The 15,273-nt window shown below is 67.8% G+C and carries 14 protein-coding genes and 3 pseudogenes; 7 read left to right on the top strand and 10 right to left on the bottom strand.

Annotation, left to right across the window (positions count from 1 at the left end):
• Positions 1–27: 27 nt before the first annotated feature.
• The 6 genes from ACZ49J_RS32350 to ACZ49J_RS32325 all read right to left on the bottom strand — a co-directional run bounded on the left by ACZ49J_RS32350 (position 28) and on the right by ACZ49J_RS32325 (position 5,984).
• Positions 28–816, bottom strand: a complete 789-nt coding sequence (locus ACZ49J_RS32350) for an SAM-dependent methyltransferase (RefSeq protein ID WP_467454212.1) — start codon at positions 814–816, stop codon at positions 28–30.
• A 158-nt stretch (positions 817–974) separates the two neighbouring features.
• Positions 975–1,535: an RNA polymerase sigma factor sigma-70 region 4 domain-containing protein gene (locus ACZ49J_RS32345; RefSeq protein ID WP_467454213.1), complete on the bottom strand. Its 561-nt coding sequence runs from the start codon at positions 1,533–1,535 to the stop codon at positions 975–977.
• A 17-nt stretch (positions 1,536–1,552) separates the two neighbouring features.
• The gene (locus ACZ49J_RS32340; RefSeq protein ID WP_467454215.1) at positions 1,553–2,617 is read right to left on the bottom strand and encodes a helix-turn-helix domain-containing protein; all 1,065 of its coding nucleotides are present in this window, start codon (positions 2,615–2,617) and stop codon (positions 1,553–1,555) included.
• Between the two features lie 151 nt (positions 2,618–2,768).
• The gene (locus tag ACZ49J_RS32335) at positions 2,769–3,035 is read right to left on the bottom strand and encodes a hypothetical protein (RefSeq protein WP_467454217.1); all 267 of its coding nucleotides are present in this window, start codon (positions 3,033–3,035) and stop codon (positions 2,769–2,771) included.
• A 1,062-nt stretch (positions 3,036–4,097) separates the two neighbouring features.
• Positions 4,098–4,742 carry a hypothetical protein gene (locus ACZ49J_RS32330; protein ID WP_467454219.1) on the bottom strand — a complete coding sequence of 215 codons (645 nt, stop codon included), beginning with the start codon at positions 4,740–4,742 and terminating at the stop codon, positions 4,098–4,100.
• Positions 4,743–4,922: 180 nt separating this feature from the next.
• Positions 4,923–5,984 (bottom strand): hypothetical protein, encoded by a 1,062-nt coding sequence (locus ACZ49J_RS32325; RefSeq protein WP_467454220.1) that lies wholly within the window; start codon positions 5,982–5,984, stop codon positions 4,923–4,925.
• 177 nt (positions 5,985–6,161) lie between these two features.
• Between ACZ49J_RS32325 and ACZ49J_RS32320 the strand changes: the two genes are divergently transcribed.
• The 4 genes from ACZ49J_RS32320 (at position 6,162) to ACZ49J_RS32305 (ending at position 9,454) form a co-directional block, all read left to right on the top strand.
• Positions 6,162–6,425, top strand: a complete 264-nt coding sequence (locus ACZ49J_RS32320; protein ID WP_467454222.1) for a helix-turn-helix transcriptional regulator — start codon at positions 6,162–6,164, stop codon at positions 6,423–6,425.
• Positions 6,426–6,595: 170 nt separating this feature from the next.
• The gene (locus ACZ49J_RS32315; RefSeq protein WP_467454223.1) at positions 6,596–7,456 is read left to right on the top strand and encodes a DUF6083 domain-containing protein; all 861 of its coding nucleotides are present in this window, start codon (positions 6,596–6,598) and stop codon (positions 7,454–7,456) included.
• Between the two features lie 4 nt (positions 7,457–7,460).
• Complete coding sequence (locus tag ACZ49J_RS32310) at positions 7,461–7,937, top strand: hypothetical protein (protein ID WP_467454224.1); 477 nt, start codon at positions 7,461–7,463, stop codon at positions 7,935–7,937.
• Positions 7,934–9,454 carry a UvrD-helicase domain-containing protein gene (locus tag ACZ49J_RS32305; protein ID WP_467454226.1) on the top strand — a complete coding sequence of 507 codons (1,521 nt, stop codon included), beginning with the start codon at positions 7,934–7,936 and terminating at the stop codon, positions 9,452–9,454. Before ACZ49J_RS32310 ends, ACZ49J_RS32305 begins: the two co-directional genes overlap by 4 nt.
• A 90-nt stretch (positions 9,455–9,544) precedes the next feature.
• On the opposite strand, the gene ACZ49J_RS32300 is transcribed toward ACZ49J_RS32305, so the two are convergent.
• Positions 9,545–9,940: an HNH endonuclease family protein gene (locus tag ACZ49J_RS32300; RefSeq protein WP_468351229.1), complete on the bottom strand. Its 396-nt coding sequence runs from the start codon at positions 9,938–9,940 to the stop codon at positions 9,545–9,547.
• A gap of 41 nt (positions 9,941–9,981) precedes the next feature.
• Positions 9,982–10,122, bottom strand: a pseudogene (locus ACZ49J_RS32295) (IS5/IS1182 family transposase); the annotation flags it as partial.
• 186 nt (positions 10,123–10,308) lie between these two features.
• Between ACZ49J_RS32295 and ACZ49J_RS32290 the strand changes: the two are divergent.
• Positions 10,309–11,762, top strand: a pseudogene (locus ACZ49J_RS32290) (NF041680 family putative transposase).
• A gap of 97 nt (positions 11,763–11,859) precedes the next feature.
• Here the strand turns inward: ACZ49J_RS32290 and ACZ49J_RS32285 are convergent.
• On the bottom strand, positions 11,860–12,438 hold the full coding sequence (locus ACZ49J_RS32285; protein ID WP_467454228.1) for an RICIN domain-containing protein: 579 nt from the start codon (positions 12,436–12,438) through the stop codon (positions 11,860–11,862).
• A 71-nt stretch (positions 12,439–12,509) separates the two neighbouring features.
• Here ACZ49J_RS32285 and ACZ49J_RS32280 point away from each other — a divergent pair.
• Positions 12,510–12,941 (top strand): annotated as a pseudogene (locus tag ACZ49J_RS32280) (transposase); the annotation flags it as partial.
• 46 nt (positions 12,942–12,987) lie between these two features.
• Here the strand turns inward: ACZ49J_RS32280 and ACZ49J_RS32275 are convergent.
• Positions 12,988–13,518, bottom strand: coding sequence for an RICIN domain-containing protein (locus tag ACZ49J_RS32275; RefSeq protein WP_467454229.1), 531 nt, complete (start codon positions 13,516–13,518; stop codon positions 12,988–12,990).
• A gap of 1,011 nt (positions 13,519–14,529) precedes the next feature.
• On the opposite strand from ACZ49J_RS32275, the gene ACZ49J_RS32270 reads away from it, so the two are divergent.
• A complete protein-coding gene (locus ACZ49J_RS32270) occupies positions 14,530–15,093 on the top strand; it encodes an RICIN domain-containing protein (protein ID WP_467454230.1) in 564 nt (187 codons plus the stop codon).
• The last annotated feature ends 180 nt before the right edge of the window (positions 15,094–15,273 follow it).

Genomic DNA, 15,273 nt, shown 5'->3' with positions numbered 1-15,273 from the left:
CCCCGTCCTGCGACCCCGCTGCGCGGATCAGGGCGCGCAGGCCACGCCGCCGTACTCGGCCCATTCCGGGCCCGTCTCAACGCCCCGGTCACCGCCCGGCCGCCACTGCGAGACATCGACCAGCCCCGGCGCCAGCAGCCGCAGCCTGCCGAAGAGCTCGTCGACCTCCTCACGGGAGCGCACACGACCCCACCGTCCGGCCGTCGCCTGACGCATCAGACGGGTGGCCCGCTGCCGCACCACCGCGTCCTCACTGGTCAGGTGGCTGGCCGCGACGAAGCTTCCCGGCGCCAGCAGCGACGCGGTGTGCCCCAGCAGTCCGGCTGGCTCGTACACCGTGTGCAGCGCCGAGACGAACAGTGCGGCCACGGGCTGGCTGATGTCGATGAGCCTGCCCACGGACGGATCGAACACCACGTGTGCGGCCTGGACAGGCTCGGCCCGCACCACCATGGTCCGGCGCCGGTCCTCCCACACCGCACGGGCGTGCGCGAGCGCGAGGGAGTCGTCGTCGGCATACACCACACGTGCCCGCGGATCGACGTGCTGGGCGATCTGGTGCACGCCCACCCGGGCAGGCAGCCCGGCGCCGAAGACCAGGAACTGCCGCACACCGTACTCACGCGCCAGGCGGCTGGTCACCCGCAAAAGGAACCGGTGGCCGGCCTCGGCCGCCCGCCGGGCGCCAGGAGCGATGAGCAGCAGCTGCTCGCACACCTCCCGGTCGGCCGGGTAATGATCCTTGCCGCCCAGCAGGAAGTTGTTGATCCGGGCAACACTGGGCGATGCGACATCGGCGATGTCGCCCAGCGGCATCCGCCCGCGCTCCACTACGGCACCCCACCCCGTCGAGCCACAGCACACGGCATGCTGCGGGCCCTCCATGGTAGGAAAACCGTTCTCCGGTGGGGCAGTTCTGAGTAGAACCACCCAGGGCAGCCCGAAGTGCGCTACAAGCGCCCGGCGCGTTCACTTCACCGGCGCACGCGGCCGCTATCCCGAGGCGCCCCCGGCACGGCGGGGACGTCCGTTAACAGGCCGGGCAACGCCCGCTGGGCCATCCGCAGATGGGAAGCGACCACCGGCTTCTCTACCCCCATCAGCTCGGCCGCCTGCGCTTCGCTCAGCCGCAGCCGGCAGCGCAAGATCACCGCATCCGCCTGGGCCTTGGGCAGCACCCGGTGCACCGCGTCCAACTGCTGGATCTTGCTGGCGCCCTGCCCGCGCAGCGCCGAAGCGATCAGAGCATCCAGCAGCCGCCAGGCAATCGCCGCCGGGCGCGAACTGCTGATGACCGTCGGCCAGATCGTGGCCAGGTTGCCCAGAGCCGCTTCGACAACCTTCTGGCTCACCCACGCATCCTGCACCCGCTCCCGGGCGTACCGCAGATAGCGCTCGCGGTGCAGCAGGCAGAAGGCCGTGTATTCCACCGGCAGCGTCAGCACGAGAACCTGCTGCTCGGTCTCGTCCTGTGCGAGCGGAGCACAGGCAGCCAGGACGGGCTCGCTGCGGCGGCGGCGCAAAGACAAGAACATGGCACCTCTCTTCAGCCTCAGGTGGACTCGGGGCGGGCGGGGGGAAGCTGTCGAGGGCCCTGCGGGATGGGGTCCAGGCAGTACAAGAAGGCGTAGTGGATGGCCTCCCACAACGGCCGGATGTCGGAGGGCCAGCCACCCAGCGCCGTCACCAGGGCTGCCGTTTGCTCCCAGCCGGGGACCATCTGGCCACTCAGGATGTCGCTGATCGTCTGGGTGTTCAGCGTGCCCCGGGACGCCTTGCGGATGACGCCGAGCTGCGGGCGGCCGGCAGCCAGATGGAGCCCCTGCAAGGCCGCCTGCAGCCGGGCCACCGCGTCCGGGATCGCATGCCGGGGCGTGGGCACCAGCCCGTGGGCGCTTTCGAACAGCACACTCAGCTCAGCCGGGTCCCCGCCGAACAACTCCACCAGAGTGCGCACCACCGGCCAGGTCGGCGTGCGCTCGCCCGAGAGGATCCGCGACACGTACGACGGCGAGAGCGTGGTCTGCTCGGCCACCTCCTTGATCGTCAGGCTGCTGGAGCGGTGCAGATACGACAGTGCCGAGGCGAGCTTGGCCGACGCCCGCTCGGCCGCCTTGGACAGTGGCGTCCCTTCCCCAGCCGGCGGCGCATGAGGCTGCCGCACCGCAGCGCGCTCTGCGGCCCGCCGCTTCAGCCGGGTCTGCACGCGGCTCTCCGCCCACCGGGTGCGCGCCGTCGTCGCGCTGACCTGAGCGGCCGCAGCCACCTGCTTCCAGTCCGCACCCTGGTTGCGGGCGTCGTGGACCGCCGCGGCCGTATAGCACTCCACCTCCCGGGTCACCTCATCGGCGTAGCGCAGGAGCTCGGCCAGCGGCCGCCCGTCGTACTCGGCCTCCAGCAGCGCCGCCGCAAGAGCCTGCAGGTCCTCCGCAATCCGCCGGCCCAGCGGATGCGCACTGCGTGCCTGCTGCTGTCCCAGCCGGCCGTCCCGCTCACGCTGGGCCTTCTGTCGGCAGGCGATGCTGCAGTACTCCTTCTTCCGTCCTGGGCCGTTGGCCTGGGCAAAACGTTCCCGGCAGTGGCGGCAGATGTCGTAGCGGGGACTGGTGCCCGCCATCGTTCCTCCCAAGTGCTGAGGTTTCTTTCCGCGATGCGCGGGTTCTTGCGCATCCGGAAGAGGAACTCGTTGTTTCGGCACGGTGCAAGATCAACCGGTGGGATGACGGGCGGCGGCGCACCGGATAGTCCGCCGCCGCCCGCTCCACCGGTCAGCTCAGCCGAAGACGCTGGTAATGGCAGTGCGACTGACGCACCGCCATGACCAGGCCCGCCACGACCGCCGCGGTGGCGGGAGCCGTCCACCAGCCACGGATCAAGATCACAGCCACCACGACGACGGCCAGGAACACGCTTGCCTGCACCGTGACAGTCCAGGCACTCGCAATACGTGTTTCCTTCCGGGGAGGACGCGGAATGCTAGCGTCGTCGCGAGTTGCCGTCTGGAACAGGGCGGCAATGGAAAGCCGGTCAAGCACGGGGCACTTACCTGCCTTTCTTGGTCTGGTCCATGGGGGACCCCGGAGTCGGTAGCCAGCCTGTCCGGGGTTCCCTGCGTCAACGGACCGTAATGCCTCCGTCACACGCGGCGCTATATAAACGGTTCATCGCGCAAAGTTCGAATGCCTCAGCGATGACTAATTGCCGAACGGTGGCGCCGCGAACACACGACTGGTTTCACTCCGGCCGCTTTGTGACCACCCGTGACCGCAAATGATCGAGCGGCCTATCCGTCTGCATAAATGCACCAACCCCCGTGGCCGTTCCAGCCGAATCCGCCGCGCAGTACCACTGAGCGCACTACCCGGAAGGCGAATACGCCCCTCAGGCCGGAACCGCCCGACACAACCGCCCGCGAACGTTTGCGCAAACTTGCACTGCGCCCTGGGAAGGCAACGCATCACCGCTCGTGCCGCGTTGGAACCCTTCAACCCACGTCAAGAACCCACGCAAGACGCAGGCCCTGTCGGGTCAACCCCAACCAGCCTGTACAGCCCGCGGGTGAACATCGCCCCCACCTGCAACGCCGCCCCCAGCGCCGCCCGCCTGAAAGGACATCACCACCTCTTCGCATGCGGCCCATCTGCACGACCCCGGCCTGGTCCGCATCACCATCGAAGGACTCGACGAAGCAGCCGTCCTCGCCTTCGCTCACCAGCTCACCAGTCTCTGCGAGGCAACCGGCTCGCTCCCGTTCCAGGTGAACCAAGCGTCAGCACCCTGCTCTACGCCCGCGCGCCACTATCGTTCGAAGGTAGCGACTGACGTTGTCGATCAGGTCGGTGAGCGCGACTGGGCGTGCGGCCCTCCACCGTCAGCCGAGGTGTGGGCGATCCCCTTTCGATGCGGCCGAAGGGAGCGACTTCGATGTGGATCTGTGGGAGCGCCCGGGGCGGGAGCGTCTGGATCCGCTCTGCCTGTGCTGCGAGAGGTCGGTCGACGGCTGGAGGCCGGACCCGGAGCCGCCGTGCACCGCAGCACTGCTGCTTGTTGGTTGCGTGCTCGGCGGCGGCCGGGCCTCGCCGTGGATGGGCCCGAGGTCAGCTTGCCTGTGCCGGGGCGTCGTTTGAGGCGGTCGTGGTGGGCGCGTCGGCGGGGCTTGCGGTGTAGAAGACGGAGGAGCCCTGCTTGGATCGCTGGGCGTGGCTCTTGGCGACGAGTCCTTCGAGCGTGGTGCGTACGACGGTGGTCTGGATGCGGCGGTCGGGGTGGGCCTGGCCGAGGGCGGTGGCGACTTCTGCTGCCGAGCGCGGTTCCTTCTGCTCGGTGAGGTGGGCTCGGATAAGTTCCACCAGGGTGGGCTGGCTTGCTGTCTTCGAGGTCTCCGACTTCGCCGTCGACTTCTTCGGCGTCTGCTTCTTCGCTGTGGGCTTCTTGGCTGTCTTGCCGCCCTTGGCGGAGGTGGTCTTCTTCGCCGGGGCCGGGGCCGGCGGGGTGGTCTTCTTCGCCCGGGGTGCGGGCACGCCCGCGGGCTTGCTCGGGACGGGTGATGTCGTGGCGCCGAGGGCCTGCTGCATGTTCACGAGGGTGGTGTGGTCTTGCTGGAGAGCCTGCAATTGCTCCTGTAGTGCCTCGATTTCTGCGCTGATGCGTTCCCGTTCTTTGGTGTTGTTCTCGAGATCGCCGGTTACCTGGGCGATGTAGTGCGAAGTCAACTCGCTGGTAGAGGGTGTCGTGTCCGGCATGGTGACTGGCCTTTCTGCGGCAGTTGAAGTCCTGAAGCCTGAGGCGTGTGACAGTGCTGGTGGTGACTTCTGCCCGCTGAGCAGATGTGCAACCGATGGATGGTGTCCCAGCGCAGAGATAGTACGGATGAGGGGACCTGGTTGTTCGCCTCCCGTGCTGCCTTCAACGCCTCCGCACCGTCATGGTGACGACTGGTGTCGTGCCGTCGGCTCTGTCATGTACCGACTGCCGGGGCCGGTCGTGCGACAGGCCTCTGCAGGCTGTGGGGGAAGGTGCCACATCACCTCGCCTGTCTGGTTCTGGTGCCAGCTGGTCAGGGTGCGTGCGGCCACCAACTGGTCGAGGAGTTCTTCCATCTGGTGGGGGGAGTGCCCGCACAAGCGGGCGAGGATATCCAACTCGGTGCACTGGCAGGTGTGTGCGGCCACGACCAGGGCGGCCAGCCGCAGGGCCGGGGGGATACGGCCCGGCAGGATCAGTGGCGTGGGGCGCAGCGCCCAGTGGGCGGCGCGGCAGCGCGCGCCGCGGCCGGGCACCTGATCCAGGGCAGTGGCATCGAGCAGCCGTACCTCCAGGTGTGTCGGCCTGAGGTCAGGCAGTTGCAGCCAGCCGGCGTTGGACAGCTCATCCCATAGTTCCCGGCGTCCGTGCAGACGCATGCCGCGCAGCAGCCCTCCGGGCAGCCGGACGTGGCCGCGAGTGTCGGCGCGCAGGGCGCACTGGAGGGCCAGCAGCCGGGCGGCGGGGGAGGTGCACCGGGGCAGGGCGGTGGAGAGGTAGGTGAGTGTCTCCCGCACGCGCACCCGGTCATCGGTGCCGATGCGGACAGCGAGAGCGGGGCGCGGGGCAGGCGGCCAGCGGGCGGTGAGCAGGGTGTCGGGGACCACGGCGGTATGGCTGGTTGCGGCCGCGCAGGCCGCGCAGGCATCGGCCAGCCGCCACGTACGGCCACTGCGGTCGCGGGTGAGGGCGAGCAGGACCGGCCCGGCGCAGCCGCGGCGACGTGGATGCCAGGAGCAGCCTCTCTCCCGGCACTGGCAGGTGCGCAGATAGTCCGGCAACACCTCGGCGCGGGCGTGGCAGGCCAGGTGAGCCAGGGCAGCGGACCGCGCGGAGGCGGCCTCGAGGGGCGGGGTGTGGGCGGTGCAGTGGCCGCAGATGAGGGTTGGTCCGCCTGCCCGCGGACGCAGTTCCACCGTCCAGATGCGCCGTACTGCGGCACGCGCGCCGACAAGCCTCATCGGCTGCTTACCCTCCCGTCTTTACATGGTGCGGTGACCGGTGTCCCCCGGCATCAGGGGCCCGAAACAGAGACACCGTAGTGCAGATTTCTGCACTACGGCTGACGCCCCCTTCGCTGCCAGATAGTGCAGAAGTCTGCACTGACAGGGCAGGGTTCTGCACCGTCGGATGGTGGGGTGACGATCTTGCCGCCCGATCCTGACCTCACCGCACTGCGCGTCTACCTCGCGCGCCTGCGGGGCGAGCGCGGCTGGACCTTCGACGAACTTGCTGAACGCAGCGGCCTGGCCCGGCGCACCCTCATCGACCTCGAACACGGCCGCACCACCGGCAGTGTCACCACCTGGCACACTCTCGCCCACACCTTCGACGTGCCCATCGAGGACCTCCTCGCCACCCTCTGCGACGACCACACTCCGCCCGGCACGCAAGGCTCCTGACCTCCCGGCACTCGCCCCTCAAGGCATGCCGCAAATCACCCGTACCGACGAGCAGGCATCGAACAGAAGACTGCCCGCTGGGTCGCCTGTTCGGCTCCGCTGGGCCGGTCAGGGGACACCCATGCCGTCGCGCCGCCCACATCCGCGTGTCGCCTGGCACGGTCCGGGCCATGTGCTTCACTCCCGCCCCCGCCGGCCGTCACTGGGACGGCAGCCCGCGCATCACCCGGCGTCCTCGCCCCCTGCAGGTGGCCGGCACCAGCCCCAGCCGCCTGCTGCGCGCCGGCCAAAGCGGCCGATGCCGCCAGTGCGGCAACCGCATCGACCTCTATCAGCGCGCCGACCAGCGGCCCATTGCCCTGCACCCTGACGAACTGACCGCCGCTCACGTCCCCGAACCCTGCCGCTGGCACCTGAGCGGCGGCATCGCCTACCCCCACGGCGACGGCAGCACCTGGTGCCGCATTCCGCACGCCGTGATCTGCCCCCGCCGCACCCCCACATGCCGAACCGGCTCCTACCTTGAGACGATCCGCCGCCAACTCGCCGTCCGTACCCGCCGTCTGGCTGACACCGGCGCCTTCACTCCCGCCCTTCCCTTCACCAGCGGACAGGCCCTCGACGTCGACGCCCCCGCTCGTCCCGTGGTGCAGATCCTGCTGTGCCGCTATCTCGGCGAGCACGCGATCGAACACATCCGCTGCGTGGCCCAGACCCACCACCGCCACCGCTGCACCCACCCCGTCCTCGCCCCCACAGCACCGGCCGGCACCTGGAAACTACTGCCCACCGGACCCGGCCGCGGCCAACTGGTCCTGCCCGACGTCCTGATGGCGGTCTATGACCTGAGCGAGCTCCCCTACAGCGAGCAACTGCGCTGGCGCGCCCAGCGCTGCCCCACACACGCCGCTGCCCCCGGCGCCGCTGACCTCGTCCTGGCGGGATGGAAGGCCTTCGACCCCTTCCTGCACGCGGCACACATCCGCACCCGTCTGCCTCACACCTCGGCCCGCCAGCTCAGAGACCGGTGATTCGATGCCGCACCACGCCCTGGAGATCGTGCTGACCCGGCCCCTGACGGCGGCCGAACTCCGCCACGGCGCCCATGCCTGGCCACTCGCCGCCAACCACGACGCCACCCGCCTCATGGCCGTCGCAGGCGGCAAAACCCCCGAACGGGCCGCCCACCGCCTGCGTCAGCGGCTCACCGCCCGGCTCCCTATCGACGTGATCACCACCCACTACCCGGACAGGCACGGACACATCCTGCTCAACCTCGCCTTCCCGCCTACCGTCTACGCCGCCCTGAAACGGGACGCCCGCCGCGCAGGCCAGACCGCCGAACGCTACGTAGCGGACGCCCTCCGCCGAGCCCTGGCTGAGCACGCCGACCGGGAGGCCGACCGTCTCGACCGCGCCGTACGCCAAATCCTCGTCCACACCACCCCCGCCCACCTGCTCTCCGCCGTCGGGCACGCCCTCACCCGACTCCCCGAAAGCCCCAGACCATGAACCCCACAGACGAACAGACAGCAGCCGCCGACGCCTTCCACGCCGGCAACCACCTCGCACTGCAAGCCGGCGCAGGCACCGGCAAGACCACCACCCTCACCCTGCTCGCCCGCACCACCACCCGCCGCGGCCGCTACCTCGCCTACAACCGGGCCATCGCCCAGGACGCACGCACCCGCTTCCCCCACAATGTGCTGTGCAAGACCGCCCACGCACTCGCCTACGCAGCCGTCGGCCACCGCTACACCCGCCGCCTCAACGCTCCCCGCCGCCCCGCCTGGCAGACCGGACACGCCCTGGGCATCACCAAGGCCGTCCGCATCGGCGACCGCGAGGTGACACAAAAGGCCCTCTCCAACGCCACCCTGCGCACCGTCACCCGCTTCTGCCACACCGCCGACGAGGCCATCACCAGCCACCACGTACCCCACCTACGCGGTCTCGAAGACACCGACCTCCACGCCGAACTCGCCGCCCATCTCGTGCCGTTCGCCCGCAAAGCATGGGCCGACCTCCAGCACCCCGACGACGGCGCCGTCCGCTTCGACCACGACCACTACCTGAAAATCTGGGCGCTCACCCAGCCCCGCATCGACACCGACTTCCTGCTCCTGGACGAGGCCCAGGACACCAACCCCGTCGTCGAACAGGTCTTCCTCGCCCAGCGCGACCACGCCCAACTGGTCATGGTCGGCGACTCCGCCCAAGCCATCTACCACTGGCGCGGCGCCAAAGACGTCATGACCGGCTTCGACGGCACCCAGCTCACCCTGTCCCAGTCCTTCCGCTTCGGCCCCGACCTCGCCGCAGAAGCCAACCGCTGGCTGCACCTCGCCGACGCCCCCATCCGCCTCACCGGCACCCCCACCATGCCCACCGAACTCGGCCCCGTCACCCAGCCGGACGCCGTGCTGTGCCGCACCAACGTCGGCGCCATGGCCCAGGTCATGACCCTCATGGCCGCCGGATACCACGTCGCCCTGGCCGGGGGAGGAGACAGCCTCCAGGCCCTGGCTCTCGCAGCCCGCGACCTGAAAGAAGGCCGCCGCACCCACCACCCCGAACTGATCCTCTTCCCCTGCTGGGGTGACCTGCAGGACTACGCCGCCCACGACCCGGCAGGCCGCGACCTGCAGCCCCTGGTCAACCTCGTCGACACCCACGGCACCAACGCCATCCTCACGGCCGTCGCCCACCTCGCCCCCGAGCCCCACGCCCAGGTCACCGTCTCCACCGCCCACAAGGCAAAGGGACGCGAATGGCCGCGCGTGCTCATCGCAGACGACTTCGCCCGCTCCAAGGACGACACCGCTGACGACCAAGACCCCCCGACGCCACCCGACCCCGTCGATGACGCTGAAGCACGTCTGGCCTACGTGGCCGTCACCCGTACCCGCCGACGCCTCGACATGGGCGGACTGTCCTGGATCCACGACCACCCCGACGGCACCCCGCCCGGCCAGGACAAGCCCCATACACCAGCGCTGCCGTTGCTTACCGGTCCTACCGGGCCCTGAAGTCCGGGTATGCACCAGATCATGTGTCACCGTGGACCCAGGCGTGGTCCGTCACTCCCCCCGTGGTGACGAGCCACGCCGCTTCGGACGTCAGCGGCCACGGCTGACCGTGATGACGCTGTTCGGGCAGCCGCTGTCATGGAGGATTTCTGTGAGCGCCGTCCGTTCGGCGGCGTCGATCGCGAGGCCCCAGCGGGTTTTGATCGCGACCCAGTCGGTGGCGTAGGTGCAGCGGTAGTCCTCAGCTGGCGGTTGCCAGGTGGCTGGGTCCTGGTCAGCCTTGGACCGGTTGCTGGCTGCCGAGACCGCGATGAGGGCGCGGGGGTCGTCGAGGTCGTTGGCGAACGCTTGGCGCTGGGCAGCGGTCCAGGCGGAGGCGCCGGAGTCCCAGGATTCAGCGAGTGGCACCAGGTGGTCAATATCGAGGGCGCGAGCCTGGGCGAAGCCGGTGTTGTCGTAGAGCGAATACCACGAGCCGCCGGTCAGTGAACAGTTGGCGCCTTGTTCAGGGGCGGTGACGGCTTCCTCAGTGACCAGGGCCGCCCCGGACGGGGCACACCCCCTTCCTCTCGACGCAGCCTCCTGACCAACGCTCCGAAGGACCGAGGGGATAGTCCCGTGAACGGAGCTATCCAAGACGGATTGGACGCCGTGATCACACCAGCCACACCAGGATCGTCCCACTCGTGACCAGCGGTTACGGGACAGCCTTTAGCTTGATCTTTAACGTGCGACGTCGAATGGTGCGTCGAACTTGATCACTCGGTCCGGTAACTGCCGTACATGGAAGCGGCCTTCGTCTGAACATGTGCTCCGACCAAGGAACACACATGTCTAGCACGAAGGCCGTGAGGATGAGTCTGTTGCATCACGAAGCCCGGCGAGGGCCGTTGGCACAACTGTCATGCTTCCGGGGTGAGTTCTACTCCTGCCTGACCGCTCGTTCGGATGCGTTGTTCGAGCTCGCTGATGCTGTCCTGTGCGGCGACGGGCCGGTGAGGTCGCTGGCTGAGTTATCACTGGTGGGTGAATACCGCCGAGGCCATGGCGGGCTCTATGCCGCGGTGGCTCGTGGACGCATTGACGCCGGCCGGCTGCGGCGGGCACTGGCCGAAGTGCCACTGCCGCGGACTGGCGACGGCCGACTGGTCCTGGCCATCGACGTCACCTGCTGGCTACGGCCCGACGCCCACACCTCACCGGAACGGATCCTGTGCCACACCTACGGCCGGGGCAAGAACCAGCACATTCCCATCCCCGGCTGGCCCTACTCGATCATCTGCGCGCTCGAGCCCGGCCGCAGCTCGTGGACGGCACCCCTGGACGCGCTGCGTCTGGCGCCCGGCGACGACACCGCCACGGTCACCGCCCGGCAGCTGCTCTGCTTCAGCGATTGATCGCCGCGGGGCAGTGGCAGACGGGCGACCCGGACATCCTCATCGTTGCGGATGCCGGATACGACGCACCCCGCCTCGGCTTCCTCCTGAGGGACCTGCCGGTGCAGGTATTGGCCCGGATGCGATCAGACCGGGTCCTGCGCAGGGCTGTCCCGCCCCGGCTGCCACTCACCCAGGGTCGGCCGCCCCGGCACGGCGGCGAGTTCGTCTTCGGACAGCCCGACACCTGGGGCACCCCGGACACCGAAACCGTCACCGACACCCGCCTCTACGGCACCGCCACCGCACGCTCCTGGAACCGACTCCACCCCAAGCTGACCCACCGCTCCTCCTGGGCCTCGGCCGACGGTACCCTCCCCATCGTCGAGGGAACAGTGATCCGTCTGGACATCGACCACCTGCCCAGCGGAGCAACCCCCAAGCCGGTCTGGCTGTGGTGGTCAGGCACCGACGCCAGCTCGACAGACGCCGACCGCCTGTGGCAGGCATACCTGCGACGCTTCGACATCGAGCACACCTTCCGCCTCTTCAAGCAGACCCTCGGCTGGACCTCCCCGAAGGTCCGCACCCCGCAAGCGGCGGACCGGTGGACCTGGCTCATCCTCGCCGCCTACACCCAACTGCGGCTCGCCCGCCCGCTCGCAGCCGACCTGCGTCGCCCCTGGGAAAGGCCCGTCCCACGGGAAAGGCTCACTCCCGCCCGCGTCCGCCGCGACTTCCGGCACATCCGCCCCAAGACGACCTGCCCGGCCAGAGCACCGAAACCCTCCAGCCCCGGTCCCGGACGGCCCCCAGGTCGAAAGAACACCCGACCCACACCACGCCACGACGTGCACACACCTGGCAAGACGCAGCCGACGAAACAGCGAACGAAGAAGTCAACGACCCCACGACCCCGCCGCACAGGTTAAAGATCAAGTTAGGGCGTAAACGGCAATCTGCCCACTTCAAACGCCCTCTTAAACGTCAAGCTTAGGGTCCAATCCAGAACCCTTGATGACTAATCGATCACGACTGCACCCGCAGCTGCCAGCCCTGGTTGGCGGTTCCGTCGCAGAAGAACTGGAGGGCCTGCGCGCCATTGGCGGTGCTGGCGCCGTCAATGCCCAGGCATTTACCGCTCTTGCGATTGTAGAGTTGGAAGGTGCCGTCCGGGTAGTTGGAGTTGTAGGTCAGGCGCCAGTCCTGGTTGGCGTTGCTGGACCCGTCAGCGATGATGGCCGCCGCGCCGGCATAGACACTGGCCTGGTCGATGCCAAGGTTTCTGCCCGCAGCGAGGTTCTCCCAGCTGTACCAGTCGCCGTCGGGGACCTCTATCCAGCGCTGATGCGAGTTGTTCGGGTTCGAGGGCTGCTGGACGACCCTAGCGCCGTTGGCGGTGCTGGTGGCCTGCAGGAACTTCCCCGACTTGTAGTTCATGATGCCCAAGGTGCTTGCCGCAGCGGACTGCGGGATCGATGTCGCTGCGGGCTGCCCCTCGTCATTGCCCTGCGAGGGCTGGGCGTGAGCGATCGCCGGGCTGGCCACCGCTATCAACGCCCCTGCGACGGTTGCAGCCAATTTGGCCCTGAATCGTGTTGCGCGCATGACATCTCCGCTTGTGTTGTGTTGATGTTGCTGCGAGTACTGCATCAAACACTTGGAGGCGTTGCTAGATCATCGTCGGCCGGAAGCGCGGCATCCTCACCGACACGATCGGCCTCATCCTCGCCGTGACCGTCACCGCCGCCGGCCTGTCGGAGAACGCCCTGGGAATCCGCCTCCTCGACCAGGCGAAGGAGACGTACCCGACCATCTCCAAGAGCTGGGTCGACACCGGCTTCAAGAATGCCGTCGTCGAGCACGGCGCCACCCTCGGAATCGACGTCGAAGTCGTCAACCGGAATCCGGAGACCCGCGGCTTTCAGGTCGTGAAAAGGCGCTGGGTGGTGGAGCGGAGTATCGGTTGGATCATGATGCACCGCCGCCTCGCCCGCGACTACGAGACCCTCACCGCCAGCTCCGAGGCCATGATCCACATCGCCTCGATCGACAACCTCGCCAGGCGCATAACGGACGAGATGACACCCACCTGGCGAGGAACGTACTAGGGTGTAAACGGCAATCTTCCCACTTCAAACGCCCTCTGAGGGCCTGTCAGGTATGTATCCAGCGCTGGTTAGTCGTTCCGTCGCAACTGAACTGAGCGGCCTGTGCGCCGGTCGCGGTACTCGCTCCCGAAATACCCAGGCACAGGCCGCTCTTTCTGTTCTTCAAGTAGAAGTAGTCCCCGTTGGAGCCCCAAATCCTTTCCCAGTCCTGATTGAGGTCGCCCGAGGGAATTGCCGTGATGGCCTCCGCGCCGGCCGAAGTGCTGGCACGGTTGATTCCGAGGTTCAACAGTGACTCTTTGTTTTCGAAGGTGAGGTAATCGCCATCGAAGTATATTTCCCACCTCTGGATAAATGCGTTGCTTTCGGGCTGTTGGGTCACCTTGGCGCCGTTGGCAGCGCTCGTGGGCTGCAGAAACTTTCCAGACTTGACGTTCTTGAGCCCGTCTGCGGCAAGTAAGCGCGGCGTCGAGTCGCTGCTCTTTGGTGATGGCTGCGCGTGAGTGGTTGCCGGGCTGGCTACCGCCATCAGTACTCCCGCCAGAACCGCAGCGACTTTCGTGGTGCTTGTGCGCATGGTGCGCCTCCTTGCGTTTGATGTGCTTGGTGTCACTGGCGGTACTCAATCAGACCGTCGGAAAGTTCGGTAGATTATTTATCGGCTTAGACCGAAAATGCCTACTTGACGGGGCCTGCTCGGGCGCGGGGTTGTCCTGCGGCCAGCGGCCGATTACTGCCTCCGGCTCGTCAAGGTGACGCTGGTTCGTCGAGGGCCAGGCCGGTGCCCGCTATGAAGTGGTCGAGGGGCTGGACCGTTACTGAAGGCACCGCGCACCGGTGCCTCGTCTCCTGGTGCTCGAATAGCCGTCGCAGGTCTTGTTCCCGTCGATCAGCGAACCGGGCGAGCTGGCCTGCTTGTGGTGCACGCCCGTACCGACGCCACCCTGCCCACCCTTGTGAAGATCGCTGGCTTGCAGCGGGGTGTGAGGACTGCTTCAAGACGGCGGACTGGATCGGTATGAGGTACACAAGTGGCAGCCGGCACATCACCCTGGCCATCGCCGGGTTGGCATTCCTGTTCCATAGTGCGACCCGCACCGCCCGCCTCGCCCCGGCCGATGACAACACCGCGCCGCCGACTGCTGCGAACTCCGCCATAGCCTGGCCGCTGCCGACTCCGTACCCGATCCACAGACCATGATCGGCTACACCGGGAGGAGAGCCGTCGCCTGCTCACCGGACTCTGGCCCGTGACCATCCCGCACCTGGTCGCCTTCGCCCAGTCCCTGTGGCGCCGCGTTCACCAACAAGGCCGTAATGGCAGTTATCAAACTACGAACGCCACCGAGAGCAAGCCTCTGACGCTGCCCTAGTACCTGCGGGAGGCCTTGCGCAAGCCGTGGCCTGCTGCAAAGTGACGTGGCCATCACACTGCATGCTGCAAGACCAAGGCCTCCCGCACACATGGCCATGCACCCGTCAAGTAAGCGCTTTCGGTCAAGCTGATCACGCGATCTAGCGCTCCCTTCGACCCTCTGATTGAGTACTCCTCGCAACAGGGAAGCAACCCAGAGTGAATGGAATCAAAGTGCGCAAGAGACACACCAAGAACATCGTCGCAGCGGTTCTGGCCGGGGCGTTGATGGCGGCAGCCAGTCCTGCGATTGCTCACGCCCAGCCGTTACAGGACGCCGACCCGAAGCCCATACCGCTGTCGAGCCTGACGGCCACCGCCTCCGCAGGGCTTGCGAACTACAAGTCCGGGAAGGTGCTGCAGCCGTCAGGATCCAGCACCGCCAACGGGGCGACGATCGTCCAGCAGACCTGGGGCGCCAGCAGCTCGCAGTACTGGACTCCCGTCCCGGACGGCAACTACTACAGCTTCGAGAACGGCGGTTCGGGCAAGAACCTCGGCATCGACGGCGCCAGCACCTCGGCCGGCGCGGTGGCCATCCAGGCCAATCCGTCCGGCGACGTCAATCAGGACTGGTACCTCGCCAAGGGCGACTACCCCGGAGCCGCCTTCTACATGAAGAATCGCAAGAGCGGCCTATGCTTGGGTATTTCGGGTGCAAGCACCTCGAACGGCGCGAAGGCCGCCCAGTTCCCCTGTGACGGCAGCGCCAACCAGGGCTGGTACTTCGTCGAGTGACCACTGACCGGCTCTCAAAGAGGCGGACGCCCACACCCGGCCGAACGAGACCAGGCTCGCCGGACTAAGACGCGCCCCGCTTATCGATCACGGGATCAGCCTCGCCGAACAGGGTTCCTGAGCGGGTGATATCGCGAGAGCCGGCGCATGGCAGCAGGGCCTCTTGGCACCTCGGGGTGT

It is taken from the genome of Streptomyces sp. NPDC030840, assembly GCF_055572015.1.
Note: the sequence above shows the minus strand (reverse complement) of the source record. Positions and strands in the feature narration are given on the sequence as shown.

Coding starts and splice junctions, on each gene's coding strand:
- ACZ49J_RS32350 (WP_467454212.1), bottom strand. CDS start 816: ATGCCGCTGGGCGACATCGCCGATGTCGCATCGCCCAGTGTTGCCCGG.
- ACZ49J_RS32345 (WP_467454213.1), bottom strand. CDS start 1,535: ATGTTCTTGTCTTTGCGCCGCCGCCGCAGCGAGCCCGTCCTGGCTGCC.
- ACZ49J_RS32340 (WP_467454215.1), bottom strand. CDS start 2,617: ATGGCGGGCACCAGTCCCCGCTACGACATCTGCCGCCACTGCCGGGAA.
- ACZ49J_RS32330 (WP_467454219.1), bottom strand. CDS start 4,742: ATGCCGGACACGACACCCTCTACCAGCGAGTTGACTTCGCACTACATC.
- ACZ49J_RS32325 (WP_467454220.1), bottom strand. CDS start 5,984: ATGAGGCTTGTCGGCGCGCGTGCCGCAGTACGGCGCATCTGGACGGTG.
- ACZ49J_RS32315 (WP_467454223.1), top strand. CDS start 6,596: ATGTGCTTCACTCCCGCCCCCGCCGGCCGTCACTGGGACGGCAGCCCG.
- ACZ49J_RS32310 (WP_467454224.1), top strand. CDS start 7,461: ATGCCGCACCACGCCCTGGAGATCGTGCTGACCCGGCCCCTGACGGCG.
- ACZ49J_RS32305 (WP_467454226.1), top strand. CDS start 7,934: ATGAACCCCACAGACGAACAGACAGCAGCCGCCGACGCCTTCCACGCC.
- ACZ49J_RS32285 (WP_467454228.1), bottom strand. CDS start 12,438: ATGCGCGCAACACGATTCAGGGCCAAATTGGCTGCAACCGTCGCAGGG.
- ACZ49J_RS32275 (WP_467454229.1), bottom strand. CDS start 13,518: ATGCGCACAAGCACCACGAAAGTCGCTGCGGTTCTGGCGGGAGTACTG.